General features: G+C 63.2%; 25 protein-coding genes, 1 tRNA gene and 1 riboswitch. Of the genes, 8 read left to right on the top strand and 18 right to left on the bottom strand.

Going from position 1 to position 26,564, the window contains the following annotated elements; translation table 11 throughout:
- Positions 1-10: 10 nt before the first annotated feature.
- Together SJ05684_RS11110 and SJ05684_RS11115 are read right to left on the bottom strand one after the other, a co-directional pair.
- Positions 11-1,687 carry an alpha/beta hydrolase gene (locus SJ05684_RS11110; RefSeq protein WP_034851347.1) on the bottom strand — a complete coding sequence of 559 codons (1,677 nt, stop codon included), beginning with the start codon at positions 1,685-1,687 and terminating at the stop codon, positions 11-13.
- A gap of 221 nt (positions 1,688-1,908) precedes the next feature.
- A complete protein-coding gene (locus SJ05684_RS11115; protein ID WP_034851349.1) occupies positions 1,909-3,231 on the bottom strand; it encodes a mechanosensitive ion channel family protein in 1,323 nt (440 codons plus the stop codon).
- Positions 3,232-3,560: 329 nt separating this feature from the next.
- Here SJ05684_RS11115 and SJ05684_RS11120 point away from each other — a divergent pair, with 329 nt between their 5' ends.
- Complete coding sequence (locus SJ05684_RS11120) at positions 3,561-4,844, top strand: cystathionine gamma-synthase family protein (protein WP_034851351.1); 1,284 nt, start codon at positions 3,561-3,563, stop codon at positions 4,842-4,844.
- A gap of 9 nt (positions 4,845-4,853) precedes the next feature.
- On the opposite strand, the gene SJ05684_RS11125 is transcribed toward SJ05684_RS11120, so the two are convergent.
- A complete protein-coding gene (locus tag SJ05684_RS11125) occupies positions 4,854-5,330 on the bottom strand; it encodes an anthrone oxygenase family protein (protein ID WP_034851354.1) in 477 nt (158 codons plus the stop codon).
- 203 nt (positions 5,331-5,533) lie between these two features.
- A riboswitch (cobalamin riboswitch) is annotated at positions 5,534-5,796 on the top strand.
- Positions 5,797-5,836: 40 nt separating this feature from the next.
- On the opposite strand from SJ05684_RS11125, the gene SJ05684_RS11130 reads away from it, so the two are divergent.
- Complete coding sequence (locus SJ05684_RS11130) at positions 5,837-6,013, top strand: CbtB domain-containing protein (protein ID WP_034851357.1); 177 nt, start codon at positions 5,837-5,839, stop codon at positions 6,011-6,013.
- Between the two features lie 267 nt (positions 6,014-6,280).
- Positions 6,281-7,048, top strand: a complete 768-nt coding sequence (locus SJ05684_RS11135) for a CbtA family protein (RefSeq protein ID WP_034851359.1) — start codon at positions 6,281-6,283, stop codon at positions 7,046-7,048.
- 62 nt (positions 7,049-7,110) lie between these two features.
- On the opposite strand, the gene SJ05684_RS11140 is transcribed toward SJ05684_RS11135, so the two are convergent.
- The gene (locus SJ05684_RS11140) at positions 7,111-7,950 is read right to left on the bottom strand and encodes a (2Fe-2S)-binding protein (RefSeq protein ID WP_050979912.1); all 840 of its coding nucleotides are present in this window, start codon (positions 7,948-7,950) and stop codon (positions 7,111-7,113) included.
- 20 nt (positions 7,951-7,970) lie between these two features.
- Positions 7,971-9,350 (bottom strand): glucoamylase family protein, encoded by a 1,380-nt coding sequence (locus SJ05684_RS11145; RefSeq protein ID WP_083846057.1) that lies wholly within the window; start codon positions 9,348-9,350, stop codon positions 7,971-7,973.
- Positions 9,351-9,516: 166 nt separating this feature from the next.
- Here SJ05684_RS11145 and SJ05684_RS11150 point away from each other — a divergent pair, with 166 nt between their 5' ends.
- On the top strand, positions 9,517-10,311 hold the full coding sequence (locus tag SJ05684_RS11150; protein WP_034851361.1) for a DUF1194 domain-containing protein: 795 nt from the start codon (positions 9,517-9,519) through the stop codon (positions 10,309-10,311).
- 8 nt (positions 10,312-10,319) lie between these two features.
- Here SJ05684_RS11150 and SJ05684_RS11155 read toward each other — a convergent pair whose 3' ends face one another.
- Positions 10,320-10,550, bottom strand: a complete 231-nt coding sequence (locus SJ05684_RS11155; protein ID WP_034851363.1) for a hypothetical protein — start codon at positions 10,548-10,550, stop codon at positions 10,320-10,322.
- A gap of 246 nt (positions 10,551-10,796) precedes the next feature.
- On the opposite strand from SJ05684_RS11155, the gene SJ05684_RS11160 reads away from it, so the two are divergent.
- Together SJ05684_RS11160 and SJ05684_RS11165 are read left to right on the top strand one after the other, a co-directional pair.
- Positions 10,797-11,885, top strand: a complete 1,089-nt coding sequence (locus SJ05684_RS11160; protein ID WP_034851365.1) for a branched-chain amino acid ABC transporter substrate-binding protein — start codon at positions 10,797-10,799, stop codon at positions 11,883-11,885.
- An 84-nt stretch (positions 11,886-11,969) separates the two neighbouring features.
- Entirely contained in the window at positions 11,970-14,429 is a 2,460-nt protein-coding gene (locus tag SJ05684_RS11165) for a PAS-domain containing protein (RefSeq protein ID WP_095694253.1), read from the top strand.
- 265 nt (positions 14,430-14,694) lie between these two features.
- On the opposite strand, the gene SJ05684_RS11170 is transcribed toward SJ05684_RS11165, so the two are convergent.
- Genes SJ05684_RS11170 through SJ05684_RS11185 form a run of 4 tightly spaced genes read right to left on the bottom strand, consistent with a single transcriptional unit; the run spans position 14,695 to position 18,338 of the window.
- Positions 14,695-15,906: a YcaO-like family protein gene (locus tag SJ05684_RS11170; protein ID WP_050979914.1), complete on the bottom strand. Its 1,212-nt coding sequence runs from the start codon at positions 15,904-15,906 to the stop codon at positions 14,695-14,697.
- Positions 15,906-16,121: a hypothetical protein gene (locus SJ05684_RS11175; protein ID WP_034851369.1), complete on the bottom strand. Its 216-nt coding sequence runs from the start codon at positions 16,119-16,121 to the stop codon at positions 15,906-15,908. Before SJ05684_RS11175 ends, SJ05684_RS11170 begins: the two co-directional genes overlap by 1 nt.
- Before the next feature lie 23 nt (positions 16,122-16,144).
- Positions 16,145-17,965: an AfsR/SARP family transcriptional regulator gene (locus SJ05684_RS11180; protein WP_034851371.1), complete on the bottom strand. Its 1,821-nt coding sequence runs from the start codon at positions 17,963-17,965 to the stop codon at positions 16,145-16,147.
- A 4-nt stretch (positions 17,966-17,969) separates the two neighbouring features.
- Entirely contained in the window at positions 17,970-18,338 is a 369-nt protein-coding gene (locus SJ05684_RS11185) for a helix-turn-helix domain-containing protein (protein ID WP_050979913.1), read from the bottom strand.
- 490 nt (positions 18,339-18,828) lie between these two features.
- Between SJ05684_RS11185 and SJ05684_RS11190 the strand changes: the two genes are divergently transcribed.
- A complete protein-coding gene (locus SJ05684_RS11190) occupies positions 18,829-19,128 on the top strand; it encodes a putative quinol monooxygenase (protein WP_083846056.1) in 300 nt (99 codons plus the stop codon).
- 77 nt (positions 19,129-19,205) lie between these two features.
- Here SJ05684_RS11190 and SJ05684_RS11195 read toward each other — a convergent pair.
- Positions 19,206-19,281, bottom strand: a tRNA-Ile gene (locus SJ05684_RS11195).
- A 152-nt stretch (positions 19,282-19,433) separates the two neighbouring features.
- Here SJ05684_RS11195 and SJ05684_RS11200 point away from each other — a divergent pair.
- Positions 19,434-20,210, top strand: a complete 777-nt coding sequence (locus SJ05684_RS11200; protein ID WP_095694254.1) for an SIMPL domain-containing protein — start codon at positions 19,434-19,436, stop codon at positions 20,208-20,210.
- Between the two features lie 419 nt (positions 20,211-20,629).
- Here SJ05684_RS11200 and SJ05684_RS11205 read toward each other — a convergent pair whose 3' ends face one another.
- The 7 genes from SJ05684_RS11205 to rpoD all read right to left on the bottom strand — a co-directional run bounded on the left by SJ05684_RS11205 (position 20,630) and on the right by rpoD (position 26,336).
- Positions 20,630-21,022: a hypothetical protein gene (locus tag SJ05684_RS11205; protein ID WP_034851394.1), complete on the bottom strand. Its 393-nt coding sequence runs from the start codon at positions 21,020-21,022 to the stop codon at positions 20,630-20,632.
- A gap of 324 nt (positions 21,023-21,346) precedes the next feature.
- On the bottom strand, positions 21,347-21,754 hold the full coding sequence (locus SJ05684_RS11210) for a ketosteroid isomerase-related protein (RefSeq protein WP_034851396.1): 408 nt from the start codon (positions 21,752-21,754) through the stop codon (positions 21,347-21,349).
- Positions 21,755-21,772: 18 nt separating this feature from the next.
- Complete coding sequence (locus SJ05684_RS11215) at positions 21,773-22,195, bottom strand: secondary thiamine-phosphate synthase enzyme YjbQ (protein WP_034851398.1); 423 nt, start codon at positions 22,193-22,195, stop codon at positions 21,773-21,775.
- 140 nt (positions 22,196-22,335) lie between these two features.
- On the bottom strand, positions 22,336-22,689 hold the full coding sequence (locus tag SJ05684_RS11220) for a DUF1428 domain-containing protein (protein WP_034851400.1): 354 nt from the start codon (positions 22,687-22,689) through the stop codon (positions 22,336-22,338).
- 115 nt (positions 22,690-22,804) lie between these two features.
- Positions 22,805-23,374, bottom strand: coding sequence for a transglycosylase SLT domain-containing protein (locus tag SJ05684_RS11225; protein ID WP_034851402.1), 570 nt, complete (start codon positions 23,372-23,374; stop codon positions 22,805-22,807).
- A 249-nt stretch (positions 23,375-23,623) separates the two neighbouring features.
- A complete protein-coding gene (locus SJ05684_RS11230; protein WP_034851403.1) occupies positions 23,624-23,917 on the bottom strand; it encodes a GYD domain-containing protein in 294 nt (97 codons plus the stop codon).
- A 364-nt stretch (positions 23,918-24,281) separates the two neighbouring features.
- On the bottom strand, positions 24,282-26,336 hold the full coding sequence (rpoD, locus tag SJ05684_RS11235) for an RNA polymerase sigma factor RpoD (protein ID WP_034851405.1): 2,055 nt from the start codon (positions 26,334-26,336) through the stop codon (positions 24,282-24,284).
- Positions 26,337-26,564 lie beyond the last annotated feature (228 nt).

A 26,564-nucleotide genomic window follows, 5' to 3' on the forward strand; every position in this document is an offset into this window, starting at 1 on the left:
CACCGCGTACTCAGTGCGAACGGAATTGCGCCTTCAGCCGCGCCACATCCGCCGCGGTCACCCCTTGCGGATCGACCACCGCCAGCCACGCGTCGATATAATGCTCCGGCGCATAGACATGGCCGTAGCCGATCGGCGATGTCGTCGCGAGCGCCATGTCGGCGAGAAGCTGCAGCCCGGTCACCACGGGAAACCAGCTCAGCGCCGGCGAGACGTCGGGTCCGCGCGGCGCTTTCATCCAGTCGGGCTCGCGGTAAAAGGCATGCGGATCGAAGAAGGTCACCGGATCGCTCGCATATTGCAGATACACGATCCGCATGGCGCCCCAATCGACCCCGGGAATGTCGAGGTCGCCCTGCTGATTGGTGAAGCGGATGATCGAACTGTCGCGATAGCGTGGCAGCCAGGCGGGCGAATCCGGGACCCGGTCCGCCGTGACCGAGCGCCAGAGGTCGCTCTGGAATGGCGGCCCGCTCCAAAGCGCCCCCTGGAAGGGATCGCTGATGATGTCGAAGAGATCGAGCGAGCCCTGCGAATTCATCGCGCCAAGGCTCAAGCCGTGCAGATAGAGCTTCGGCCGCCGATCCCGCGGCAATGTCGTCCAGTAGCGATAGACCTCCTCGAACAGCGCATTGGCGGTCTCGGCTCCATATCCCGGCTCGACCAAGAGCGACAACCAGCTTGTGAGATAGGAGTATTGCACCGCCACACTCGCGACATCGCCCTTCAGCAGATATTCGAGCGTGTCGAGCGCGGCGGGATCGATCCAGCCGGTGCCTGTCGGCACGACGATCACCAGCGCTCCACGCGTAAAACCACCGGCGCGCGTCAATTCCTCGAGTGCCAGCCGCGCCCTCGCGCGCGGCGTCTCGGCGGAATTCAGCCCGACATAGACCCGCACGGGATCAGGCGCATTCCCGCCGAAGAAGGCGCCGATCTCCGCGCCGGATGGCCCGGAAGCCAGGAACTCGCGTCCCTGTCGGCCGAGTTCCTCCCAACTCAAAAGAGAGGCATCGCTTCCGGTTTTCATCGGATCCGTCGGCGGCGCTACGTCCGGATCGACGAGCGCATCGAGCGTCTGGAAGGAACTGTCGGCGGCACGGAGCGCGAACTCGAAGATGACGCCATTGGCGACCGACCAGAAGAGCGCGATCGCGGCCAAGCCGCCGATTGCCCTTGCGACGGGGCGCGTGAGGAAGCGCTCCAACCATCGCGACAGAACGCGGAATGTGAGCCGGAACAAGCGGGCCGTGAAGACGAGCAGCACGAAGACGAGGGCTGCAATGAGGCCGAGCGTGACGGGTTCCGCGCTTTCGATGGGCTCGAGCCCCATGAGGGTGCGGACCATATTCTGCCATCCTGCCGTCTGCCACAGGAACACGACGGCCGCCGCGATGCAGACGATGGCGGCTGCGATCTTCAGCGTGCGCTCGCGCCGCGCTGAAGGCTCGCGCAGCTCGAAGAAGGACCAAAGCCAGCGCAGAAATGCACCGATCGCGTAGCCCGCCGCCAGCGAAACGCCGGAGATCACCCCCTGGATCAGATAGGGCCGCGGAACGAGGCTCGGCGTCAGCGAAACCGCAAAGAACAGCACGCCAACGAGCAGGCCGGACGCGGAGAACGACCGCAACAGGCCACCCAGCGGCCGCGTCTCGCCCGATAGATGCGTCTGCCGAAGCTGTTCCATCGCGGGCCTCCACTCCACACATCGTCGCCGCAATATTCGCTTGTCGTCCGGGGGTGCTAACCTCCGTCCGCCTTGTGGACGCACAGACGTCGCTGCAAGTACGCACTGCTTACCTAAAATCGGGTCCGATTTTCGGGCCGAAGCGGTAGAAGTGCTACAGGCTCTCGCCGGCGGCAATGTCGCTCCATGCGCCGGCGCAGTCAATTACCGTAATCCGACACCTACTCCGCAGCACCGGCCTTGTCGGCATATTGCCGCCCGCGGGTCACCTCGACAGGCGTCTTCATGATGATCTCCCGATGCGGGAACGGGATCGAAATGCCGGCCGCCTTGAAAGCATCCCACAATGCAAGCAGCACCTGGCCGCGGACATTCGTCAAGCCGTTGCTCGGATCGGAAATCCAGAACCGCAGCTTGAAATCGAGCGACGATGCCCCGAAGCCGGTCATCCAGCAGACCGGCTGGGCATAGGTGCTGGCAACCCGCGGCGTGGCCTTTGCCGTTTCGATCGCAATGCGCACGACCTCGTGCGGGTCGCTGTCATAGGACGTCCCGAAGTCCACTTCGATGCGGACATACTCGCTGGAAAAGGACCAGTTCACCACCTGCTGCGAGATGAAGTCCTCATTGGGAATGAGGTATTCCTTGCCGTCCCTGGTGATGACGGAAACGAAGCGGGATCTTAGATCCCGGATCGAGCCGAACGTATCGCCGAGCGTGATCGTGTCGCCCGGCTTGATGGACTTGTCGAGGAGTATGATGATTCCGGAAATGAAGTTGGAGACGACCTTCTGCAGGCCGAAGCCGATGCCGACGCCGACCGCACCGGAAAAGATGGTGAGTGCCGTCAGGTCCACGCCCGTCGCCGACAGCGCCACTGTGCCGGCGAACACGATCAGCCCGATCTTGATCAATTTGCTGATGAGCACCTTGAAAGAGGGCGTCAGATCCCCGGACCGGTCGATCCAGTGCGCCGTCACATTGCCGATCAGGACGGCCGCCCAGATCAGCGCGGCGGAAAGGACGATCGCCTTCAACACGATCAGCATCGAAAGGCGAACGGCGCCGAGATTGACCGCAACGCGGTCGAGAGCCGCCAGCACGACCTCGTCCAGCCCGAGCACATAAAGCGCGAAATAGGACCAGCCGGCGACGGCGACCACACGCGCCAGCATCAGGTTGCGGATGATCCGCGTCAGCACCGAAATGACGAACCACGCGGCCGCGAGCGTGAGCGCCGTGGAGACCAGCCAGCGATAGGACGGCCAGCCATACCGCAACAGAAGCACATCCGCGATCCACAGCCAGATGATCAGGAAGACCCATCTGAGCCGCCGCATGAAGGCGATGATCACCCGAAGCAGGTCCGGATTTCCCTTGATCATGCGCGCGCGTGCTTCCACCGCCGGTTCTATGTGCTTCGCCAGAATGGTGGAAACCAGGTAACCGACTCCGATCAGTGCCAGCTGATAGAGCGTCCACTCATTGAGGACCACGGTCCGCAGCCAGGACTCTGCGGCCTCGATCGCGTCCAGGAAATCCATCGCCGTCCTCCCAGAGCGCCGGGCGTCCGGTTGAATACGCCGAGGACGCTCTAATTCTTTGAATCTAGGGCATCTTCTTCAGTTTCAATGTCAGAGTGTCAAAAGCGGTTTTGCGGCGCGCTCCGTTATACGCTTCCTCATCTCCGACTTGTCGCGCGAATGGGAGCGGGTGTCAGCGGCAGAAATTCGGTGACCGATCTCGCCGGCAATTTTCTGCGCCTTATCTTCTCACTGCCGGCGGATATTTGCGCCGGCCATGATCAGACGGTCCAAGCGCTTGATATAATTCAAGAGAACAGTCTGGCCCGTTTCACGCGGAGGAGAAATCAATGACCGCGCCGCATCCGTCCAAGACCCATATCGGCAATCATAAACTGCATCCCGAAACCCTGATGCTCAATTATGGCTACGACCCGGAGCTTTCCGAAGGCGCGGTCAAGCCGCCCATCTTTCTCACCTCCACCTTCGTCTTCCACTCGGCCGAGGAGGGCCGCGACTTCTTCGACTTCGTCTCCGGGCGGCGCGAACCGCCGGCGGGCGTCGGCGCCGGGCTCGTCTATTCCCGCTTCAACCATCCGAACAGCGAGATCGTCGAGGACCGGCTCGCCGTTTACGAGCGGGCGGAAGCAGGCGCACTCTTTTCCTCCGGAATGTCGGCGATCGCGACCACGCTGCTTGCCTTCGTTCGCCCGGGCGACGTCATCCTGCATTCGCAGCCGCTTTATGGCGGCACCGAGACGCTGCTGGCGAAAACCCTTCCTAATCTCGGCGTCTCCGCCGTCGGCTTTGCCGACGGCATCGACGAGGAAGCCGTCAATGCCGCGGCGGAGGAGGCGATGAAGAAGGGCCGCGTCGCCTTCATTCTGATCGAGACGCCGGCCAATCCGACCAACAGCCTCGTCGACGTCGCCATGATCCGCCGCATCGCCGACAGGATCGGCGAGACCCAGGGGCACCGGCCGATCTTCGCCTGCGACAACACCCTGCTCGGACCGGTCTTCCAGCACCCGATCGATCATGGCGCGGACCTCTCGCTCTATTCGCTGACCAAATATGTCGGCGGTCACTCCGACCTGATCGCCGGCGCGGCCCTCGGCTCCAAGGCGCTCGTCAAGCAAGTGAAGGCACTGCGCGGGTCGATCGGCACCCAGCTCGACCCGCATTCCTGCTGGATGATAGGTCGATCATTGGAAACCCTTGCGGTCAGGATGGAGAAGGCGAACGACAACGCCCGCATCGTCGCCGAATTCCTGCGCGACCATCCGAAAGTCGAGCGCATCCACTACCTGCCCTTCGACGACGGAGACTCGCATGCCGGCCGTGTCTTTGCCGCTCAGTGCACCGGCGCCGGCTCGACCTTCTCCTTCGATATAGCCGGCGGCCAGGAGGCGGCCTTCCGCTTCTTGAACGCGCTGCAGATCTTCAAGCTCGCCGTCAGTCTCGGCGGCACGGAATCGCTCGCAAGCCACCCGGCCGCCATGACCCATTCGGGCGTGCCGATCGAGGTCAGGCGCCGGATCGGCGTACTCGAATCGACCATCCGCCTGTCGATCGGCATCGAGCATCCGGACGACCTCGTCGCCGACCTCGCCAATGCACTGACGACTGCCTGAGATGATGCCTCAGCTGCGGGCAAGGCCGAGCACGAACAGCGCCAGCGCCCCGATCGAGGCAATGGTGCGGACATGATTCCAGCGGACCCAATCGGTCAGGTAGCGCTGCTGCCAGAGCGCGGCGGCGGCCTCGCCGCGCGCCGCAGCGAGCGCGTCGTTCAAGGGAACGTTGAAGATGACCGTCACCCCAAATGTGCCGACGAGATAGGCGAGCCCGCCGGCGGCAAACAGGTAGCTCCCGTGCCCGCCCGTTATGAAAGCGGCAACGATCAGCGCCAGGCCGAGCAGGGTAGTGCCCATGAAGGTGATCAGGAACAACGGGTTCTGGATCGCCGCATTGATGGCGTTCATGGCGGCGATGCCCTGTTCCGCCGGAAGCCGCGACAGCGCCTGCATGACGCATACCGAAAAGACGAAGAAGAGCCCCGCCATCAGGCCGGAACCGATAGTGGCTGCAAAAGCAAGGCCGGGAACGAAAGCTGCCATGACTTGTCTCCAGATCGCGCAAGCGCAACCGCAAGCGCCCGGTACGGGAACGCAACCGTAGAGATAGACGAGAGGCACCTTACGGTCACCAGGCGAAACGCCACTTTCGAAAGATCGGCGGGCCGCCGTCCGCAGGCCGCGACTGGCGCGAACCCTGTACATTTTGCGGGTCCCCTCGATTGACAACGCGCGCGGCCGCACATAATCATCGCTGATCGGTTGGTTCCCGGAAAGCGAACGCGCTTCGGGAGTAAACGGGAACGTGACGGATGGACCCAAGCTGGGCATCTTAATCACGGCCGACCCCGCGACTGTAGTGCGGCGTGAATTTGCCGTTCCGGAGCGATCCGGAAAAAGCCACTGGGAAGGACCGCGAGAGGGCGGTTCGATCTGGGAAGGCGAGGCAAATCCCTGGTGTAAACCTGACGCCGCGAGCCAGGAAACCTGCCAATCGATGCGGGCGCAACGCCCAATCGGGAACATCCCTTGCCATCACGGAGGTTGTCATGGCTACGTCTAACGTTTCGAGCGTCTCGCTCTCCCTCAGCGATCGTCTTGTTGCGGGCATTCTTGCCCTTATGATCGGCGGCTTCCTCGTCTTCGGTGCAGGTCTTGCAAATTCGGCCGTGCTCCATGACACGGCGCACGACACCCGCCATTCCTACGGCTTCCCCTGCCACTAAGCCTATGGAACGCCTTGCGCGTTCCGAATCGAAGCTGAACAGAGCCGTCGGGTGCTCCGAGCATGCGCACATGCCATCCGGCATGATGTTGCTGCTCGCGCATCGGCCCGAAAATCGGAACCGATTTTCGCGAAGCACGATGCGTGGATTCAAACGCTTACAGCAACCTTCGTGCGTCCTGAAAGGCGCACGGGGCTGTAAGGCGTCCGACTGCGTTGGTTGGACGGCGCCCCATAGGGGGAGCGCCGCATTGAGGAATATCGACACATGATCGTCAAGACACTTCTGGCCGCAATCGTGGCCGGGCTGATCGCAGGCGTCTTCATGACCGCCGCCCAGGAACTGCGCGTAACGCCGCTGATCCTTCATGCCGAAGAATTCGAGGGCGGAGAACCGGCCGCCGAGCCTGCGGCCGCTGGCCACGAAGAGCATTCATCACTGAACGCTGTTTCGCCGCTCGGAAAGCTGCTTGCCTTCGTTTCGCCGATCACGCCTGCCTATGCCCATGAACACGAACACGAGGAGGAAGGCGGCATTCTGTTCGGCATGAGCCGCTTCTCCGGTACGCTTCTCGCAAATCTCGTCACGGGCGCCGGCTTCTCGCTGCTGCTTGCGGGCATCAGCCTGACGATCGGCCATCGGATCACGCTTGCAAACGGAGCACTCTGGGGTGCCTGCGGGTGGCTGGCCGTGCACATGCTGCCGGCCCTCGGCCTGCCGCCGGAACTGCCCGGCTTCCCGGCTGCCGACCTTGGCGAGCGCCAAACCTGGTGGGCGCTGACGGTGCTGCTCTCGGCCGCGGGTCTCTACCTGCTGGCCTTGCGCGGGGAACTCGTCGCGAAGGTCGCCGGCCTCGTGCTGATCGCCGCGCCCCACGCCTATGGCGCGCCGCAGCCGCTCGATATCTCGAGCAACGTCCCGGCGGTCCTCGGCGCGGAATTCGCGGTCGCGGCGCTGGCCACCACACTCGCCTTCTGGATCGTCCTCGGCGTCGTCTCCGGCTTCATCAACGACCGGGTTGTGAAGGCCGGTTAGTCCAAGCTCGTTTTGCCCCTCATCCGCCTGCCGGCACCTTCTCCCCGCACGCCGGGAGAGGGCTAGGGTGAGGGGCAATCCACCTCATTCTCAGCCGACTTCCCCTCCGACGCGCGCAAATGCGCCCTCAATCTCTCCCGTCTTGTCTCAGGTTCCAGCAGCACGCAGGTGTCGCAGAAATCGCCGCCTTCCGTTCGATAATAGAGACAACAGCCGCTGCGCATCCGATAGGTCCGGGAGAGAGGACGCCCATGCCCTTCGGCCTTGATCTCCTCGTAATAGAGGTCGGGCGATAACAGCGGCGAGCCCGCGCATCTGACGATGGCGAGCGCCCGCTCGACCGCGGCCGCCTCCTGCCCTCGCAGGCGGCCGATTTCCAGGAAGGCGCCCGCCAGGCCGTCGGCCGCGAGCCGCCATTGCGCCCGGGCAGAAAGGCCGCAGCGGCGCTTGATGAGCGCGATGATCGGTTTCATATGCAGGACGAAGGCGTCGTGAAACCGTTGCTTCCCCTCCCCGGGCTCCCTGGCGCCCGCAGACGGCGCATCGAGGAGAAAATGGAAGCGGCCGGCCTCGAAGCTTCGCCCGCCCTCGCTTCGCGGATAGGTCTCGAAACGGAGCCCTGCGATCCGCGGCACGAGACCGGCGGCGAGATAGATCGCACCGGTCGCAAGGCCGAGCCGATGGCAATAGAATGCGATCAGATGCGCCGCCCGGATCTTGTCGTCCATGCCGGAGGCGAAGCGGTCCTGATAGGCAAGGCAGGCCTCCATCTCGGTGGAGCCCTCCGCCCAGAAGGCAGCCGTGGCCGAGAAGCCCGTCGGCGACCCGAGCGAGCAGGCAACTTCAGAAAAGGCGGCCGTGAGCCAATCGATGGCCGCCGCAAAACTCCCGCTCTCCTGCATCCGCTACGCCATCCTCGCTATCACGCTCCAGCGCCGCCCGTTACATGAGACGCGCAAGGGTCGCCCTCGCCCTTCGACTTGCTGCCTGTGTTTGTCGGCACGCGTGGCGAAAGCCATCCGCCCGTAAAGCCCGCCTTTTCCAGGCCGCGCCTGAAAGGCGCGATGCCGCGCGTCAGTTCCCAAAGCAAGCCGCTTCGCCAGTTCTCGATCATCATGACCGTAAGCCCCTGGTCAAGCCCGACGACGCGATCGTCCACCCAGCCTTCGGGCCCGTCGCCCGGCAGGCTCGGATTGAAGCCGCCGGGAAGGCGCCCGTCGCGAAGCAACGCAGGATAGCGGTCGAGCAGGTGGGAAAGGCCGCTCAGGCAGGCGTCCGGCTCGAAAGGCAGGCCGGCAAGCGGCGCCCAGGGAACGAGCGTACCGTCATCGGCGCCGAAGGGGGCGCCGCGCGCCGCATAGCCGAGCAGCCTCTGCCAGCGCCCGTCGCGGAGCCGCATCCTTCCCCGTGGCGCATGGCAGGCGCTGAAACCCCAGAGCTCGCGGCAATAGCCCGCAAAGCCATGCGGGTTCGCCTGCGCATGGGCGCGCTGCAGCCTGATCGCCCGGCGCGTGTTCTCGAAATAATCGCTGGACGCCTCCTGCATGCCCGCGTCGCGAATGGCGCGGAAGTCGACCCAGGCATGCGGAAAGAGATGGATGAACAACTGTCCCTGGTGAAGATGCCGGCCTCCGTCGATCGTCAGCCATTCATGCGCCGCGGCATAGGCGTCATAGCTTTCCGGCGCGATGGCACGGTCGGTGGCGCCGAGCGCCAGCACATAGATCAGCAGCGCCTCGCTATAGCCGCGCCAGCGGTGCTTCAGGAAACGTCCGGGCGGCCGCCATCCCATGGTGATCGTCGCGCCACCATTGAGCGCCCAACGCCAGTCCGCCCGCGCATAAAGCCGCTCGGCAAGATCGCGGAGGCGCGCCTCGGCCGCGTTGCGGCCGGAAAAATAGGCGGCAGCTGTCAGCACACCGGCAAGGAGCAGCGCGCTGTCGATCGTCGAAAGCTCGCTGTTCCAGGCGCGCTCGCCCGTCCGCATATCGAGGAAGTGATAATAGAAGCCGCGGTAGCCGCTCGCCCGGGGATCGCTTGCCTGCCTGCTGCCGTCGAGGAAGCGGAATGCGGTGAGCACGCGCTGGGCCGCATCCCGCCGGCCGATCCAGCCGCGCTCCACCGCGACCGGATAGCAGCTGAGCCCGAAGCCGGTCGCCGCGATGCTCGCCGGTGAACCGGGCCGCGCCGTATCGGCGACGAGGCCGGTGCGCGCATCCGAATGCTGCAGAAAATAATCGAAAGCGGCGCGATGCAGGCGGTCGATCCGGGCAAGATCGCTGAAGGGCGCGGCACGGAGCATCAGGGCGGCCTCGTTCAATGTCCGCGCGCTTTTGCGCGGCGATCAACAATTATTGTAGCCACGGCTTACCGCAACAGTCGCCGATTTGCGATCCTGTGATAAAGTTCCGTAATAGACCGGTCGGAAAGCGACGCTTCCGACGGCAGAGTTGATTTTGGCAGATGCGATGTTGAGCACTCTGGCATTGATCCTGTCTCTTAGCGGCAGCCCTGTGCAAACGGCGGCAGTACCCCCCGATGTCGACGTGGAATTGCTGCTGGCCGTCGATGTCTCCGGCTCGATGGACATGGAGGAGGCGCGGGTGCAACGCTCCGGCTATGTCCAGGCGCTGCGCCATCCGGATTTCATCAATGCGATTGAGGGCGGCTATCTCGGACGCATCGCCATCGGCTATTTCGAATGGGCGGGGCTCGTCAACGAGGCCTCGGTCGTCGGCTGGCATGTCGTCGAAAGCGCCGAAGACGCCGATGCCTTCGCCTCGATGATCGAGGCCCGGCCGATCGGCCCAAGGCGCGGAACCTCGCTCTCGAACGCCATCCTCTTCGGCACGAACCAGATTGAGTCGAACGATTTTTCCGGCGTGCGGCGCGTTCTCGACATTTCCGGCGACGGGCCGAACAATACGGGGCCGCCTGTGCCCCCTGCCCGCGATGAGGCCGTCTCACGCGGCATTATCATCAACGGGCTGGCGATCATGATCCGCCCGTCCTTTTCGACGGGGCCGCTGGACGAATATTACACGGCCTGCGTCATCGGCGGCCCGGGTTCTTTCGTGCTTCCGGTGCACGAGCCCGAGGATTTCGCGATCGCGATCCGCCAAAAGCTTATTCTCGAAGTGAGCGGGCTGACGCCCGAACCGGCACTCACCCCCGCGGCCGCGGAGCGCGCGGCCGACTGCATGATGGGCGAAAGGCTCAGGCCGGGCTTCCTCGACAGGATCTATCCGGAACTGGACCGGTAGACCGCTCCCTACTGCAGCACCCGCGGCGCGAAATCGAGATCCGCTCCGGCTACGGTGTCGCGCCGGTCCCGCATTTCATTGGCCACCGCCTGCAGCGCCAGATCGACACAATATTCCAAAGCCTGCGCATCCAAGGCGCGGGCGCTGTCGCGGATATGCGTCAGCATTCTCGCAATAGTCGCGAGTTCCGATTCATGATCGGCCGAAGACGAAACAGAGTCAGTCATTTGAACCCCCATTCCAGCGTTACCCGGGGACCGACTATAGTCTAATTCTGCGTTATTGCGCGTTGCACAAGCGTTTCACATCTTATGGATGTGAAACGCAGAGATTACCATTTTCTGGACGCGAGCTGCGGCGCCCGGGATCAGGCCACCCGCTCTTACTGGATGGCCGGTCGAGAACTCGCGTGAGGATACTGGATGCGCTCGCCTGGACTGGCGATGGCCGTTGCTTGAGAGTAAACTGAATCTGGAGGTGTTTCCATGCTCCGTCTGCTCGCCGCCGCCTTTGTGTTCGCTCTTGCATGCCAAGCCCGAGCGGAAGTTCTGGTCGGGGTCGCGGGCCCAATGACCGGAAAGCTCGCCTGGACCGGTACCCAGCTGAAGCGCGGCGCGGAGATGGCCGTAGCCCAGATTAATAGCGCCGGCGGCGTGCTCGGCCAGCAGGTCCGGCTTGTCGTGGCCGACGACTACTGCGATCCTCAGCAGGCGGTTGCCGCGGCCAAGAAGCTGGTCGCCGACGGTGCGGTCTTCGTCATCGGGCATTATTGCTCCGGAGCCTCGATACCCGCCTCCGAGGTCTATGAGGAGGCGGGCGTTCTGCAGATCTCGCCATCATCGACCAATCCATCATTGACCGATCAGGGACGCGCCAACGTCTTCCGCGTCTGCAGCCGCGACGATGCCCAAGGTTTGGTGGCCGGCAATTACCTGGCCGATCACTGGGGCGAGAAGAAGATCGCCGTACTTCACGACAACACCACCTACGGTAAGGGCCTCGCCGACGAAACGAAAAAACAGTTGAACAGACGGGGAGTGACCGAAGCGATCTACCAAAGCTACGCTCCCGGAAAGGACGACTATTCGGCCGAGATAGCGGCTTTACAGGCAGCGGAAATCGCGGTGCTCTATCTGGGCGGCTACCATACGGAAACCGCGCTCATGGTGCGCGCCGCGCGCGACCGGGCCTATTCGGTTCAGGTGATCTCCGGCGACGACACGGCAACAGAAGCATTCGGCCTCATTGCCGGTCCCGCCGCCGAAGGCACGCTCTTTACCTTTGTCGCCGACCCGCGTCGAAATGCCGAGGCGGCGGAAGTCGTCGAGCGCTTCCGGGCCGAGAATTTCGAGCCCGACTCCTGGACCCTGCACAGCTACGGGGCCGCACAAGTCTGGGTACAAGCGGTGGCGAAGGCGGGATCGCTGGAGCTTGAGCACGTGATAGCGGCGCTGCGCCAAAATCAGTTTGATACGGTGTTGGGCCGGATCGATTTCGATGAGAAGGGCGATCTCACCGTTCAGGCCTGGGTGTGGTATGTTTGGAGGAATGGCGAGTACGTGCCGCTGGAGTAATCCCGCGCTCACCATGCGGCTCGCCTTTGAGACGGACTGTGCCGACCATGTTGACCGCATCGGCCGGAGCGAGGGGTTGCCGCGATGTTTGAACGTCTTGGCATTCGCGGTCATCTGCTGTTCGCCTTCTTCGGTATCAGCACCTTCGCGGTGCTTGCATCCGCCGGCGCCCTGTACGCCTTCCTGCAGTTGAGTCAGGTGCTCGAACGGGTTACGGAGCGCCGGGTCCCATCCGCAACCGCATCGCTCGAACTCTCCCGCCACGCCGAGCGGGTCGCGGCCACGGCACCCGCCGTCCTTGCTTCGACCAGCAAGGCGCAACATAGCGAGATGTCGGCCGCGATCAGGAGCGAGATGGCGCGCCTCGAAGAGCTGCTCGCTGCGCTTAAAGGTGCGACGCTGAGCTCGGCCGTCGTCGGTGAAATCGAAGACGCGGCGGTCGGTCTTCGGCGCAACCTCATTGCTCTCGACAATCTTGTCACTGTCCGGCTCGCTGCTATTGCACGCAAGGACGAACTCATACGGCGCCTGTCGACCACAACCAGTGCCAGCCAGCGACTTGTCGCACCAGGTATCCTCGTGATGAGCTCCAAGGTACCGCGCTGGCGCGCTGCCACGGCCGATGAAAAAGCGACGCCCGAGGCACGATCCGCCGCGACCACGGACCTGGCGCGTGCAATCGCCGCCTACTTTCCCCAGCAGGCCGCGCAGCGGGAGATCTCGGCCATCAACGATACGCTCTTGCAGGCGGCATCCGCACCGACGCGCGGCGACTTGTCGCTGCTTTCGTTTCCCTTGCACCGCTCGATCGATGCCCTCGAGGCGGTGACACCCGAATTCGATGAGCAACTGCGCGCACGATTTCAGCAGCTCGTCGACGAATTCAAGGCGCTGATCGACGGGCCAAGGAGCATCCCGGACGCGCGCGACGAAGAGCTCGCAGTGCTGGCAGAGGGCGAAAGGCTGGTGGCGGAGAACGATCGGCTGTCGCGCAAGCTAACCTTTGCCGTGGACCGCCTGGTGGCGGCCGCCAAGGGTGATATCGCCGAGGCGGGCCGTGAAGCCGTTATGGTTCGCAGCTTCGGTACCGGGATCGTCCTTGGCTCCGCACTTCTCAGCCTGCTGAGTTCGATCCTGATCGTTTGGCTCTATGTCGACCGCAACCTCCTGGCCCGTCTCGCAGGTTTGAGCCGCAGCATGCTCGCGATAGCGGCCGGCAATCTTCGGGTGCCGCTGCCGGAACCCGACGGCGATGAGATCGGTCGTATGGCCAAGGCACTTCGCGTATTCCGCGACACGGCGGTCGAGGTCGAGGAAAAGAACCTGCGCGATGTCGCCGAAGCCCGCCAGCGTCTGGTCGATGCGATCGAAAGCATTTCGGAGGGCTTCGCCTTTTATGACGGAGATGACCGGCTTCTCCTCTGCAACAGCAGATATCGTGAAATCCTCTATCCGGGAATGGACGAAACCGTCGTGTCCGGAACCCGGTTCGTGGATATCGTCCGCGCGGCGGCGGAACGCGGCCTGATAGAGGACGCGATTGGCCGGGAGGAAGAATGGGTCGCCGAGCGTCTCGCAGCTCATCGCAATCCCTCCGGAACGCTCCTGCAGCAGCGTGACCCGGATCGCTGGATCCAGATCAGTGAACGCCGGATTTCAGGCGGCGGCACCGTTGCGGTCTATTCGGACATTACCGAGTTGAAGCGCCGGGAGCAGGATCTTTCCGAGAAAACGACAGCGCTCGAGGCACTCTCCGCCAAACTTGCCAAATATCTTGCGCCGCAAGTCTACAGCTCCATCTTCAGCGGCCGCCAGGACGTCAAGATCGAGAGTCAGCGAAAGAAGCTGACGATCTGTTTCTCCGACATTGCGGCATTTACCGAGACGACGGACAAGATGGAATCGGAGGAACTGACCCAGCTCCTTAACCAATACCTGACCGAAATGTCGAAAATCGCGCTCGCCTTCGGCGCAACCGTCGACAAATATGTCGGCGACGCCATATTGATGTTCTTCGGCGACCCCGAGACCCGGGGGGGGAGGGAGGACGCGATCGCCTGCGTTTCGATGGCTCTTGGCATGCAGAAACGAATGGGCGAACTCGGTGAAACCTGGCGCGGAATCGGCATCGAGTCGCCGCTACGTTGCCGGATCGGTGTTCATACTGACTACTGCACGGTCGGCAACTTCGGCAGTGAAGACCGGATGGATTACACGATCATCGGCGGCGCTGTAAATCTCGCTGCACGCCTCGAGCACGAGGCGGCGCCCGGAACCGTGCTCATCTCCTACGAAACCTTCGCGCAGGTAAGGGACCTGATCCACTGCGAGGAGATGGGGCGCATCCGCGTCCGGGGAATAGCCTATCCCGTCGCCACCTACCGCGTCGTCGACTTCCGGGCGAACCTGAGTGGGGGTTCTCAGGCAATCCGAACTGAACTGCCTCATCTGAGACTTGAGGCGGAGCCTGAACTCATGTCGGCCGGCGAGCGCGAAGAGGCTGTTGCCGCCCTTCGACGGACCCTCTACCAGCTCTGTCGCTAACGTAGATCGCGCCCGCCTACCGGCGGGGGGCCAACGTGGCCGGCTGGAAGGCGGGTAATCCCTCTGACGCATTCTGGGAGAGGTCCGCATCGGCCCCCTCATCCGCCCTGCCGCACCTTCCTCCCAAGCAACCTGACCAAGGAGACTCGCGGTTCGCTCTCCCTCGCCACGCCCCGGCTTGCAATGCGGTGCCGGGAGGCTGCGGCTTGCCCCTTCTCTCCTTCAAAACGGGCAGAAGGTTGCGCCAGCGGGATGTATAGGCCCCTCACGACGCAATCGCCTTCGACAGGGCCCGCGGACCGAAAAGGCGAGCTCTTTCGCCCTCCGGGTGCTCGAGCGCCGGGACGAAGATTTTGACGACGGAAAAGGGCAGATCGCCGCGAGACAATGGCACGGCAATCACCCGCTCGACCCCCACACTCTTCAGCCGATCGACGACGTGGCGCAGCAGCACATCGACACCACCGGCTATGCCGGAAGCCTGAACCGCCTCCGCCCGCGGCACCGCCAGGAAGGCGCGTCGCGTCGATTCGGGCAGCGGACGCTCAAAAGTCGCGGAATAGACGTCGTCGCGGGCGCCGCTAATATAGGTGAGCCGCGACTGCGCCGCCTCGGTGACCGCCCGTATTGCGGCGCGGATGGCGGAGGGATGCGCACCGCAGCCGCTCGTCACCTCCACATAGCGCAGCCGCCCGGCGGTCGCCGTGCCGCGCGGCCCGAGAAGCGCCAGGAAGCAGGGAATGCCGGCGTCGCTGGTGATATCGAAGATCCGCAGGTCGAGCTCCGCATCGTGAATGCGGCTGGCGAGCCCGTCGAGCGCCGGATCGCCAAGCGCCTCGGGGGCAATGCATTGCCGATGGCGGGCCTCGGGACCGGACACCTGCCAGAGAACATGCGCGTCGCGCTCGACCCGCTCCAGGAGACCGTGGAGGGTCGCCTCGTCTTCAATGTTTCCCGAAGCGAGCCCGTCGGAGGACACCCAGAAGCGCGAGGGCCGCGTGCGGTCGAGCAGCGCCGCCTCGAGCGGCACGAACACGTCGCCGTCGGAGATGAGATCCGTGCCGCGTACCCACTCGATCGTTTCATCCCCGAGGAGATCCCCCTGCCCCGCGGCAATCAGCGCGTCGAGCGGATCGACAGCCTGCCCTGAGCCGCTGAGTTCGTCGGCCGTCGCCATCACCGTTTCGACCGCCGGCTGGCCGGCAACCGCGCGCTCCAGCGCTTCCATGACGGCGGATATGCGCGCATCCGCATCCGTCAGGCCCTTGCCCTGCGCAACGACGATGGAGCGGGAATTCGGCGTATAGGCACACCAGACCGGGATTCCGACCTTGTCGAGACCCGTGTGCCGGGCGACGCGCGTCACCCCGAAAGCGGCAAGATATGGACGAACGCGGGCGAAAGTTTCTTCCGGGGTGCACACCCGGTCGGAATAGCTATTGCCCGCGTTCGGCCGCTTCTCGATTTCGAGAGCGATCACGAGTCGACGTGACCGGAGAAAACCTTGTCGGCCGAGGACACTGCGACCGCGAGATCGACATCCTTGACGAAGGCGCTGCCCGGCTTGCGAAGTGCGTTCACGCTCGCGAGATCGCCCGTCACGGAACCAAGGGCTCTTACCGTGCCGTTTCCAAGATCTGCTACCCACAAGCCCGGTTCGCCGGCAATTCCGATCACAACCACTTTAGCCATATTTCTTCCCTTCATGCCTTCGGTCAAAAACCCGCTTTCTTCAACCCCTCGCGGTAGAGATCCTTCTGCCACTGTTCCTTGAACGGAATGACAGCGAGCCACCTGTCGACGTCGAAGGTCGGATTGACTTTCGACGCCCGCATCCTGTGCTGGCGCGCCTTCTTCCGGTCGCCAAGCATCGCCCAACTCGCAGCGACGATCCTGTCCGCGGGCGTCTTGTCCTTCATCCTTTGCACAAAGCCGATGCACTCCTCGTATTGTCCAAGGAAGTAACTGGCACCCGCGGCACTCCAGAGATAGGCGTCCGGCGCGAGCGGATTGAGCGAAAGCGCCTTCTCAAGCTTGTCCAGCGCCTCGGCCGGACGGGAAGCATGTACGAGCGTGTCGGCATGGCTGTAGAGCACGTCGGCATAATGCGGACTCAATTGCTCGGCCTGGTCGAGCGCCGCAAGGCTCTCGTCCAGATCGCCTCGGTAGAGCTTGACGACACCCACCTCGCGGTGGGCGGCAGGCAGCACATCATTGCTCTCGATAGCATCCTTTGCGTGTCGCTCCGCCATCGAGAGAAGCTCTTCGTCGGCGCGCGCGGTCAGAAGCCATTCGTTGACATAGGTGCGGGCGATGCCGCTCTGCGCGGGCGCGAAATCCTGCTTACACTTCAGCGCCTCACGGAAATCGCGGCGCGCCCGGCGAACCTCCGGCAGGCCGAGGCCCGAAAGATGCCTGAGGCCGCCGAGATAGGCATAATAGGCCTCCGGATGTTCCAGGTAATCCAGATGCTCGGCCCGCCCGGTCTCGACCCGGTGCGTCACTTCAAAGGCGATATGATAGGCGATCTGCTCTCGCTGCTGGAGGAGGCCGACCGGCGAAATGGGAAAGCGCTCCGCCCAGACGATCTGGTCGGAAGGCAGGAAGATGAGCTGGGTGAAAAGGCCCCGATCCGACATATGGCAATCGAGCGCATAGGTGACGCCATGTTTTTCGAGGAACGCGGCCTTGTCCGCGGCGTCGCGAATGCGCTCGGCCGTATAGGGTGCTACGACCGACATCGAGCGTAGCGAACAGAGCCCGATGGTGATGTCCTCGATCACCGCCACGCTGACGGCGTGGAGCATGGGGTCGCTGCCGAAGGCGGCAGGCGGAAGCAGCGCGACCCGCGGCACCGGCGCCATGTCCAGCGCGCTGCCCTCCACCGGCATTTCCCGGGCGAATGCGCCGGGCGGCAACAATGCCCTGGGTGAAGCAACCTCCAGCAATGGACCGCGGCTGACGCGCTCGAGAAGTCCGACAATGACCGTGTCCGCCGGGTCGAGCTCGAGCAGGTGCATTGAGGCCGTGCGCAGCGTCGCCCGATCGGAAAACCGCTCTTCGGCATCTATCAGCGCGGCCCGCAGGCGGTCCGTGAAATCCCGCCGCTTCTCCACCACCCAGTCCGTATAGCGCCCGGGCGGCAGGTCCGCGAAGGCAAGGAAGGTTTCGCGCCAGAGCGAAAGCGCCTTGCGGAAGTTTTCCTCCGAGCCCTTCAGCGCTTCGAAATCGGCAAGGTCCGAGGTGACCTGTCCGAGCGTCACCTCCGCTTCGGTCGCCGACAGGACCGGTCCTCCGCCGGTCGCCAGATGCCGCATGCGCCAGAGTGTCGAGCGCAGGTTGTTGAAGGCGACGGCCTTTTCCCGTTCGGGCCAGATCAGCGCCGCCAGCTTCTCGCGAGAAGCCACCTTCCGTTCGGATGCGGCAAGATAGGCAAGGATCATGAGGCCGCGCTCGGGGCAGCCGACGGCATTGCCGTCGGCATCGATCAGACGCAACTCCCCGAAGGTTTGAAGATGGTAGCCGCCCGTCACGATAGGCTCAACGGTGCGACAGCTTCAGAAGACCACGCCCCGGTACGACCCACCGGATCGGCCGCCGCTTCCTGTTCGATAGGAACCCTGATGCCCGGCCCATCCCCGCTCCTGTCTCGACTGTGTCGCCCGATCCGCCGGCCGAGGACGGCAGATCCTCGAAAAAGAAATAAAAATGCACATCCAGGATTTCCGCGACCCTCTCCAGGCGCCTTGCGGAGACCCGCGACTCACCCTTTTCAACTTTCCGGATTTCCCCGACGGACACGCCCAAAGCCGCAGCCATGTCGCCCTCGCCCATCTCCAGCATCGTGCGGCGAAGCCGAATACGACGACCGACAAAAACGTCGATGGTATTGGGCAAGCGACGCCCCATCCGACGGCTCCCGCATCAACTGCTGGCTGCTCATGTAGAAGGATGCTTGAAAATGCGGAGGGATGCAACCCGAAGGTTAGGGTGGTGCACAGGGTGGTATGTCGCGGCGATGCTGCTTCGGGCGGGGGTCGAGCAAGCATAACGTAACAGCCAGGGCAAATCCGAGCTTCACAACGATCCCGCCGTACCTGCGGTGAATTGCCGTGGTTAAGTAGCGACTGAGCAGGCCCAAGCAGCCCCCAGGTGGCACACAACTATTGCCTTGACACAGGGAAATGATGGTCAGAAGTCGTAATCATCTGGCCGCCCTCGTCGCAGTGCATCGCGCTAGGAACAACCTCGATCAACAAGGCTCTTTGGGTCTTGAAACGACGGAGAGCATCCGAACTGAGGTAGCAAATGCGTCCAATCTCCGCCAACCTGGGACGACCGGAATGCGCTAGAAGCGGTCAGGGCGGATAAAGAACAACCCTTTAGTTGGAGATGTAAGATGGATAACAGACCAAGCGCGGTGAGGCTCTCCGGCTTCCTACGTTGCGCGTCGATGGAGGATGTCGAGATCGTCAAGGGCCATCTCCCCGATCACCTTCGTCTGACCAGAGCGGAGCCGGGTTGCCTCTCCTTTGAGGTGTCGCAAACGGATGATCCTTTGGTGTGGCGTGTAGAGGAACTTTTTGTAGACCGTGCCGCCTTCGATTTTCATCAGCAACGCACCCGCACCTCCGAGTGGTTCACTGCTACGTCCACCATCGCACGTGACTACAATATCTCCGGACCTGAAAAGAATTAGCGAGAGGCAGCGTAGGACCAATTGCTGCCTCTACGCTGGTGGCGTTTGCTCCCGCCCCTCAATGGCCGAGAAGTAATTGGTGGGCCCGGAGGGACTCGAACCCCCAACCAAGCGGTTATGAGCCGCCGGCTCTAACCATTGAGCTACAGGCCCTTTCGGCATCAGCCGGACCGCGAACCAATGGCAATTCGCGGGATCGTGAAAGGCTCTAGCCGAAATCCTTTTTGCCGACAAGCCATTGCCGCAATGCCTACACAATCGATAAGCATGGATTGACGGCAGAAAACAACCGGAGAGAAACATCCATGATGTCCACACGCATTGCCCGCGCGGTGCAGGCTACCGCCATCGCCGCCGCCTTTTCCGGCGCTTTTGCGGCGGCCGCCTTGGCGCAAGACAACGGCAACGGGGAGAAGACGCGCGCGGATGGGCCTCGCGGCCGCCAGGCGGTGATCAAGGTTTCCGGCGAGGGCCGCGCGACGACGGCGCCGGACATGGCGATCGTGCAATTGAGCGTCGTCAAGAATGGAAAGACCGCGCGAGAGGCGCTCGACGCCAACAACGCGGCGATTGCGGAGGTGCTCGCGGCGCTCCGGCAGGCGGGTATAGCCGATCGCGACCTGCAGACGAGCGGCTTTTCGATCAATCCGCAATATCATTACCCGCCAAGCGATGACGGCGGCAGCCGGCCGCCGGAACTCGTCGGTTACCAGGTCGTCAACGGCGTCACCGTGCGCGTGCGGGATCTGACGAAACTCGGCGAGGTCATCGACAGCTCGGTTTCGCTCGGGATCAACCAGGCGGGCGGAATCGAATTCACCAACGACAAACCGGATGCGGTGATCACCGAAGCCCGCAAGGCCGCCGTCGCCGACGCGATCGGCAAGGCGCGGGTGCTGGCCGAAGCCGCCGGCGTGTCGCTCGGCCGGCTGATCGAGCTCTCGGAGCAGCCGTCCCGCCCCGAACCGCCGGTGCCCTTCGCCCGCATGGCAAAGGAATCCACCGCCGACGAGGTGCCGATCGCCACCGGCGAGAACGCCTATAATGTCACCGTCAACGTGACCTTCGCGATCAGTCAGTGAGGTTGGGGGGCCTAACCGCCCCTACAGCGCCGCGCGTCTTATCAGACACTATCTGACGCGCAGAGCTCGCTGCTCGCGTTGAATTGCTGCATGTCATTGTCCTTGAATTGAGATCGATGAGACGTGCAGTAGCCGCCCCTCATCCGCCTGCCGGCACCTTCTCCCCGCAAGCGGGGCGAAGGGACAAGCGGCACCGCCTCGGTCCACCTTACAGCGAAGCATCATTCTCAGCGCTCCACGCCGTAGGCCGCTGCGGGAGGAAACGACGGCAAGCACTCGTACCCTCGCCCCGCTTGCGGGGAGAGGGTCAGGGGTGAGGGGCAATCGCGGCAGAGCGCATGCGGAACTACAAAAAGCCCCCGACGCTTGCGCGCCGGGGTTCTTTTTTCCGTCAGCCCGGAAGAGAGGACGGAAGGGGGTTACCAGCGGCCGATGACCGGGCAACCGCGGACATTGGCGAAGACGATCGTACGGCGTTCGCCGTAGCGGCGGCCTGCGACGACGACCTGGCGGCGCGAGACGTCGGCGACGTGGGCGCGGCGCAGGCCGCGGTCACGGGCCTTGTCGACGGCGAGCCACGGCGCGCAGCGGCCGCGGCGGCCCCAGCGTTCGCCGCGGTCACCGCGGCGATCGCGGCGCCAGTCGCGCTCGTCGCCCCAGCGGCGGTCACGGTCGCGATACTGGACATCGACGCCGCCGCGCGGGCCGATTTCGAAGACGAGCGAGTCGGCCGAAGCGACGGAGGCCCCACCGGTAAGACCGGTCAAGCCGACGATAGCGGCGACGGTAGCATTAATCAGGAACTTCTTCATGGCGGGTTCTCCGGTGTGGCGAAGGTTTCGTATCAGCAGTCAATCTCAACGATTGAACCGACTATAGGCCGGACAAACTGAACGCTCCCGGAACCCTCCATTCATGTAGCGTTCAGCTTACGCTCCGGCGCGACGATTCGTCCGGCGCGCCCGATCGCCACGCTCCTGCATGTCTCCTTAGATCGAACTCGGTTTCAAACATGCAGCCGTTCGCGGCGCAGCAGCGAAGCGCGATCGCAGAAGAAACGATAGCTATAGGGACTTGTTCCTGTCTCCGCCGCTGCTCCTCGGCGGCCAAGGATGCGGCGGTCCGACGGCGCCGCTTCAGCCGGCTGCCAATTCCCGTTCGAAGAGGCGGATGTTGCGATAGTGGCTGAGCCGCACAATCGCGCCGTCCTCGATCTCGAAGACGAAGACGCTCGGGATGGAATAGCTCTGGCCCGACGCCTGCGGAAAGCCGGCCAGGGTCTCGCGATAGATGCCGCGGCCGGTCGTGTCGGCCGCCACATGCTGCCCGAACGCGTCGTGCATCAGCACGATGTCCTCGAAGCTCTCGTCGAAGTGGCGGAGATAATTCATGATCCAGGCCCTGAGCGGCTCAACGCCGAGCATCCGCTGGCCGGTCAGCGAATCGAAGGCGACATCCTCGTGGACGAGGCTGGCAATCGTCTCGAAGTCGCGCATATTCACGGCGTCGATGAAGCGGCTGGCAATCGTCCGGGCGTCGGTCATCGTCTCCTCCTGTTTTGCTCAACTGCCGAGATGCAGCACGACCTCGCGACGGTGCGCGCTGTCGCGGTGCTCGAAGAGGTAAAGCCCCTGCCAGGTGCCGAGCGCCATCCGGCCGTTCATCACCGGCACGCCGAGCGAGACCTGGGTCAAGGCGGCCTTGATATGGGCGGGCATATCGTCCGGCCCCTCCTGCGTGTGCACGACCCAGCGCATGGATGGATCGGACGTCGGCGGCACGAGGCGGCGAAAGAATTCACGCAGGTCGCGCTGCACGTCCGGATCGGCATTCTCCTGGATGAGAAGCGAGGCGGAGGTATGGCGGACGAAGACGGTGAGAAGCCCCTCCGACATGCCGCCACCCCGCACGAATTCGGCCGCCTCGCCGGTGAACTCGTAGAGCCCCTGCCCCCTGGTGGCGATGGTGATGACGGTCTGCGGCATCCGTTGTCGATCCTGTTCGAGAGGCGCCGCGCGAACCGGCGCCGCGCCTCTTCTCACCTGCCCTAAGTTTCACGCGACAGGCATAAACGTCTGGACTGCCGACAACTTTAACCCGAAACAGACCACAAGTGAAAGAACGGTCACAGCTCGAGGAAGCTCTTGAAGCCTCCATAGATCATGCGCTTGCCGTCGAAGATCGATTTCCATTCGTCCCCCTGCAGCCGAGGATCCGCCATCACCTTGGCAATGATGGCGTCACGGTCCTCGCGGGATTTGTAGGTGATCCACGAGAAGACGACGGTCTCGTCGTCCGCCGCCTGCACCGCTCGCGGAAAGGACGTCACCTCGCCATAGGGCACATCATCTCCCAGGCACTCCACATAGCTAAGCGCGCCAAGTTCCATCCAGACGTCGCCGGCCTTGCGCGCCAGTTCCTTATAGGCCTCGATATTCGACTTCGGCACCGCGACCAGGAAGCCATCCACATAGGTCATAATCCGTCTCCTCCGTTGAAAGACAGGCAAAGGACGGCTGACGCCGAAAAGTTCCGACAGGCGCCAGCGATATTTTCGCTTATTTTTTGAGGCCGCCGGCGACGGCGGACGGCCTTCAGCCGCCGCAGCCTTGCAATTGCCGCGCGTAGATGGCCGCCATGCCTGATGCCCGCTTGGCGCCAGCCTTGGCCGTGTTGCTCCAATTGCCGCGGGCATAACCGCCATGGCCGTGATAATAGGCGATATAGAGCCGGTAGGGATCGTTGAGCGCGATGCCGTTCCGGCGGTGGCTTTCGTTGTGATACCAGGCAATGAAGCGGATCGCGTCGGCGAAGTCGGTCCGGCGCGCCATCCAGCGCCCGGTCTCGGCCTGGTAGCGGTCCCAGGTGCCGTCGAGCGCTTGCGAATAGCCGTAAGCGGTGGAAGCGCGCTTCCAGGGAATGAAGCCGAAGAGCTTGGTGCGCGGCGGCCTGGCGTTATGCCGGAAACCCGATTCCGTATAGATCGTCGCCATCAGCACCGGCACCGGCACGCCATATTCGCGCTCCGCGCTTTTGGCGGCGCGGCGCCAATTGTGGAACAGGCCATCTCGCTGCTCGAAAACCGCGCAGGCGTTCCGGGTGTTTTTCGGCACCGTTCCGCAGCCGGCCAGCAACAGGAGGACGACGACAAAAACGCAACGCATCGCAGAACCTCTCGTTTGCGAGAGATTGATAAAGCGTAAATGTTAAGGATCGGTATTGAATCGAAGTCGAAAGAAGGGAGGTGGTATGGGAGCCCGCAGACACACCACGCATCCGTTACAGCGCCGTTCGTCTTTGAGGACACACAAAATCCCTGAATCCGCGCATCGGCCCGAAATCGGGTTACGATTTCGGGCCGATGCCAAATGCGCAGCACCTCAATGCGCTGAAGTGGCCTGACGATCACTCACCTAACCGAGGGTGCCGATCAGTTCGCGATAGGCCGCCTCGGGGAATGCCTTAAGGGTGCGGGTCCTGACATTGCCATAGGTGCCGAGCGTCAGCGCGAAGCGCGCGGCCACCGCGTCGTCCGGCGCCTCGCAGATGGCGACCATGTCGTATTCGCCCATGGTGAGATAGATTTCCTTGAAGGAGCCGCCCATCTCTTCCAGCACCTTCTTGGCCGAGTCGAGCCGCTTCGGAGACTCCCGCACGTTCTTGATACCCTGCTCGGTCCAATTGAGAAGCACGACATATGTGGTCATCTCTTCACCTCCCCAGGGGCACCCCGCCTTCGATTGAAGGCGGCAGAAGATGCCCTGAATACATTAGGGAGCAGGGAGCAGACGGGGCAAGCGGGCCCGCTATCCGCTCCAACTTCTCCGAAAAACGATGACATTCATGATCTAGGCCGCTTCAACCCAGATCATCACTCACTGAGGACACGGGAGGTCGACGCCTGCGGTGCAACGGCTTCTCATGCACTGTCCAGTGCCCTTCGCTGCAAGCGGCGAAGTATAAACCTGCAGACGGAAGCGGACAAGTTGGCGGGATTGTGCGCAGGCGCGTGCTCCAAACGAAAAAGCCGGGCTTTCGGCCCGGCTTTTTTGGCTTGGATCGTCCGCTCAATCAGCTGTCCAGGAAGGAGCGCAGCTTGCGCGAGCGGCTCGGGTGCTTGAGCTTGCGAAGCGCCTTCGCCTCGATCTGGCGAATACGCTCGCGAGTGACCGAGAACTGCTGGCCCACCTCTTCGAGCGTGTGGTCGGTGTTCATGCCGATGCCGAAGCGCATGCGCAGCACGCGTTCCTCGCGCGGCGTGAGCGAGGCGAGAACGCGGGTGGTCGTCTCGCGCAGGTTCGCCTGAATGGCCGCATCGATCGGCAGCAGCGCGTTCTTGTCCTCGATGAAATCGCCGAGATGCGAATCCTCCTCGTCGCCAACCGGCGTTTCGAGCGAGATCGGCTCCTTGGCGATCTTCAGCACCTTGCGCACCTTCTCCAGCGGCATGGCGAGCTTTTCCGCCAGTTCCTCCGGCGTCGGCTCGCGGCCGATCTCGTGCAGCATCTGGCGCGAGGTGCGCACGATCTTGTTGATCGTCTCGATCATGTGCACCGGAATGCGGATGGTGCGGGCCTGGTCGGCGATCGAGCGGGTGATCGCCTGCCGGATCCACCAGGTGGCATAGGTCGAGAACTTGTAACCGCGACGGTATTCGAACTTGTCGACCGCCTTCATCAGGCCGATATTGCCTTCCTGGATCAGGTCCAGGAACTGCAGGCCGCGGTTCGTGTACTTCTTGGCGATCGAGATCACGAGTCGCAGGTTCGCCTCGACCATCTCCTTCTTGGCGATGCGCGCCTCGCGCTCGCCCTTCTGCACCATCGACACGATGCGGCGGAATTCGGCGATGGAGATGCCGGTTTCGGTTGCGAGATTCTGGATCTCCTGGCGAATGTCGCGGATCGTCTGGTTCTCGGCCCTGGCAAATTCCTTCCAGCCCTTGCCGGCAAGATTGCTGATCGACTTCATCCAGTTCGGATCGAGCTCGGCGCCGGAATATTGCTCCAGAAAGGCCTCGCGGCGGACACCGTAGGATTCGGCCAGGCGCAAGAGCCGGCCCTCGTTCTGCGTCAGGCGCTTGGAGATGTCGTAGAGCTGCTCGACCAGCGCATCGATGCGGTTCTGGTTGAGCGACAGCGACTTCACCGCCTTGATCAGCTCGTCCTTCAGCTCCTTGTAGCGGCGCTCTTGCGCCGGCGACAGCGTGCCGGTCGCCGCCAGGCGCGCTTCCACCTGCTGGTCCTGCAGCTTGCGCAGCTTCTTGTAGGTCTCGGCGATGAGATCGAGCGTCTCCATCACCTGCGGGCGAAGTTCCGCTTCCATCGCGGCGAGCGAGAGGTTGGACTCGTCGTCGTCCTCTTCCTCTTCCTCGATCGGCTGGCCCTCGCCGCCGACATTGGTGATGTCGTCGTCATTGGCGGCCGTGCGCGTCTTGCGAACCTTTTCCTTTTCTTCGGCCGCCTTGCGGTCGGCCTCGATCTTCTCCGCGCTCTGGAACTGCGGCGCAGCCTTGGCCTCGGGACCGGAATAAGTGGTCTCGAGATCGATGATCTCGCGCAGAAGCGTCTGGCCCTCGTTCAGCTCGTCGCGCCAGATGATCAGCGCCTGGAAGGTAAGCGGGCTTTCGCAAAGGCCGGCGATCATGGTTTCGCGGCCGGCCTCGATGCGCTTGGCAATGGCGATTTCGCCCTCGCGGGAGAGAAGCTCCACCGAGCCCATCTCGCGCAGATACATGCGCACCGGATCGTCCGTGCGATCGGTCGGTTCCTTCTTCTTGCTGGTCGCAAGCGCGGTGCCGCCGGCAGTCGCAAGTTCGCCGCTCTCGCTCTCGCCCTCGTCGGCGCTGTCCTCGTCGTCGCCGCCCGCGACGTCCTCGGCCTCCTCGTCCTCGACGACATTGATGCCCATGTCCGAAAGCATGGCCATCGTGTCCTCGATCTGTTCGGAGGTGACCTCCTCGGACGGCAGGACGGAGTTGAGCTCGTCCATGGTCACATAGCCGCGCTTCTTGGCGGCCTTGATCATCTTCTTGACAGCGTCGTCGGAAAGATCGAGAAGCGGACCGTCCGGCGCACCTTCGCGTTCAACGTCTGCTTCTTCGTTTTCTTTGACTTTTGTTGCCATTTATTCGTCGCTTTCCTTGTCGCAACCGGCCTGCACCCGGCGCCAAATCCGCTCGGAAGTTTCGGGCACGCCGCGTACCCGCCACCGATTCTTTTCCCCTGACGTAACGGGATGTTGTTTAATTCCTGATTAACCACGACAGCGATCGCGGCTGAGCGGGCAAGCTTCGACAGTCCTGCCATTGAATGGTTCCTGGCATGAATCCCTATCCGCCGTATCATCTCGCCA

The sequence above is a fragment of the Sinorhizobium sojae CCBAU 05684 genome (genome assembly GCF_002288525.1).
Taxonomy (GTDB): Bacteria; Pseudomonadota; Alphaproteobacteria; order Rhizobiales; family Rhizobiaceae; genus Sinorhizobium; species Sinorhizobium sojae.

Coding starts and splice junctions, on each gene's coding strand:
- SJ05684_RS11220 (WP_034851400.1), bottom strand. CDS start 22,689: ATGACCTATGTGGATGGCTTCCTGGTCGCGGTGCCGAAGTCGAATATC.
- SJ05684_RS11210 (WP_034851396.1), bottom strand. CDS start 21,754: ATGACCGACGCCCGGACGATTGCCAGCCGCTTCATCGACGCCGTGAAT.
- SJ05684_RS11135 (WP_034851359.1), top strand. CDS start 6,281: ATGATCGTCAAGACACTTCTGGCCGCAATCGTGGCCGGGCTGATCGCA.
- rpoD (WP_034851405.1), bottom strand. CDS start 26,336: ATGGCAACAAAAGTCAAAGAAAACGAAGAAGCAGACGTTGAACGCGAA.
- SJ05684_RS11155 (WP_034851363.1), bottom strand. CDS start 10,550: ATGGGGGTTCAAATGACTGACTCTGTTTCGTCTTCGGCCGATCATGAA.
- SJ05684_RS11150 (WP_034851361.1), top strand. CDS start 9,517: ATGTTGAGCACTCTGGCATTGATCCTGTCTCTTAGCGGCAGCCCTGTG.
- SJ05684_RS11120 (WP_034851351.1), top strand. CDS start 3,561: ATGACCGCGCCGCATCCGTCCAAGACCCATATCGGCAATCATAAACTG.
- SJ05684_RS11175 (WP_034851369.1), bottom strand. CDS start 16,121: ATGGCTAAAGTGGTTGTGATCGGAATTGCCGGCGAACCGGGCTTGTGG.
- SJ05684_RS11110 (WP_034851347.1), bottom strand. CDS start 1,687: ATGGAACAGCTTCGGCAGACGCATCTATCGGGCGAGACGCGGCCGCTG.
- SJ05684_RS11225 (WP_034851402.1), bottom strand. CDS start 23,374: ATGCGTTGCGTTTTTGTCGTCGTCCTCCTGTTGCTGGCCGGCTGCGGA.
- SJ05684_RS11205 (WP_034851394.1), bottom strand. CDS start 21,022: ATGAAGAAGTTCCTGATTAATGCTACCGTCGCCGCTATCGTCGGCTTG.
- SJ05684_RS11140 (WP_050979912.1), bottom strand. CDS start 7,950: ATGCAGGAGAGCGGGAGTTTTGCGGCGGCCATCGATTGGCTCACGGCC.
- SJ05684_RS11185 (WP_050979913.1), bottom strand. CDS start 18,338: ATGGGGCGTCGCTTGCCCAATACCATCGACGTTTTTGTCGGTCGTCGT.
- SJ05684_RS11125 (WP_034851354.1), bottom strand. CDS start 5,330: ATGGCAGCTTTCGTTCCCGGCCTTGCTTTTGCAGCCACTATCGGTTCC.
- SJ05684_RS11190 (WP_083846056.1), top strand. CDS start 18,829: ATGGATAACAGACCAAGCGCGGTGAGGCTCTCCGGCTTCCTACGTTGC.
- SJ05684_RS11165 (WP_095694253.1), top strand. CDS start 11,970: ATGTTTGAACGTCTTGGCATTCGCGGTCATCTGCTGTTCGCCTTCTTC.
- SJ05684_RS11130 (WP_034851357.1), top strand. CDS start 5,837: ATGGCTACGTCTAACGTTTCGAGCGTCTCGCTCTCCCTCAGCGATCGT.
- SJ05684_RS11230 (WP_034851403.1), bottom strand. CDS start 23,917: ATGACCACATATGTCGTGCTTCTCAATTGGACCGAGCAGGGTATCAAG.
- SJ05684_RS11115 (WP_034851349.1), bottom strand. CDS start 3,231: ATGGATTTCCTGGACGCGATCGAGGCCGCAGAGTCCTGGCTGCGGACC.
- SJ05684_RS11215 (WP_034851398.1), bottom strand. CDS start 22,195: ATGCCGCAGACCGTCATCACCATCGCCACCAGGGGGCAGGGGCTCTAC.
- SJ05684_RS11145 (WP_083846057.1), bottom strand. CDS start 9,350: ATGCTCCGTGCCGCGCCCTTCAGCGATCTTGCCCGGATCGACCGCCTG.
- SJ05684_RS11200 (WP_095694254.1), top strand. CDS start 19,434: ATGATGTCCACACGCATTGCCCGCGCGGTGCAGGCTACCGCCATCGCC.
- SJ05684_RS11160 (WP_034851365.1), top strand. CDS start 10,797: ATGCTCCGTCTGCTCGCCGCCGCCTTTGTGTTCGCTCTTGCATGCCAA.